At 55.9% G+C, this 463-nt stretch carries 1 pseudogene; it reads right to left on the bottom strand.

The features are described from left to right. Positions 1–463: pseudogene (locus BG74_RS02595) on the bottom strand (DUF489 family protein); the annotation flags it as partial.

Genomic DNA, 463 nt, shown 5'->3' on the forward strand with positions numbered 1-463 from the left:
CATAGCACGGCGGAACGGATACCGGCCAGCAATACGGCGCGCACTTTGGCCTGAATCTGGGTGTTTTGCAATACCGCCGTCGCGCCGGTGACCTGGATGCGCGGTCCGAGTGGGCTGATAATGTCCACATAGATGCTGGCCATGGCGCTGATAATTGTGTCCGACAGCAAATCAAAATAGCTAAGCTGGCGGTGAAGTCCTTCAATGTGACGGCTCAATGCCTCCTGGGAGCCACGATTGCCTTTCAGCTTGCGTTCAAGCACCATCATCCCCAGGGTATAGCGGGTCAGCTCAGCGCCAAGCCCTTCTCGAGACGAGGCATTCAGCACAGCCTGTAGCGTTTCTAACCCCATGTGCAGATGGGTCGGGTTATCTCCGTAGACTGCGCGCACCGACGGCGGATTAAGATCTAGCAGGCTTTGGAGCGAGACACGTAAGAACTTCTCATCGCATTGACTTTGGT

This window comes from Sodalis-like endosymbiont of Proechinophthirus fluctus (assembly GCF_001602625.1).
Classification (GTDB): domain Bacteria; phylum Pseudomonadota; class Gammaproteobacteria; order Enterobacterales; family Enterobacteriaceae.